Source organism: Vibrio anguillarum (assembly GCF_001989995.2).
In the GTDB taxonomy this organism is placed as follows: domain Bacteria; phylum Pseudomonadota; class Gammaproteobacteria; order Enterobacterales; family Vibrionaceae; genus Vibrio; species Vibrio anguillarum.
Genome location: NZ_JAHGUP010000227.1, coordinates 1 through 288 on the forward strand (window position 1 = coordinate 1; position 288 = coordinate 288).

General features: G+C 41.7%; 1 protein-coding gene. It reads left to right on the plus strand.

Going from position 1 to position 288, the window contains the following annotated elements; translation table 11 throughout:
* The coding region (locus tag PL85_RS18615) for a glutathione binding-like protein (protein WP_234934729.1) at nucleotides 1-275 on the plus strand (275 nt) is incomplete at its 5' end.
* Nucleotides 276-288: the final 13 nt, after the last annotated feature.

Below are 288 nucleotides of genomic sequence, written 5' to 3' on the forward strand. Positions count from 1 at the left end.
AAAAATATCAAGGTATGCCAGAGTCAAGGTTAGAGGAATATCGTGCCCTACAACCTGGAGGTAATAAAGCCTTATCAATAATGGAAAGTCGCTTAGCTCAAACGGATTATCTTGTTGGTAAGCAACTCACTATCGCTGATATTGCACTGTACGCTTATACGCATGTTGCAGATGAAGGTGGTTTTAACTTATCCGATTACCCCAATATTCAAGCGTGGTGCAAAAGACTCCAAGAGCAAGCAGGCTACGTTGGTATGACGGAAACAAACACATAACAAACGCTTCAAG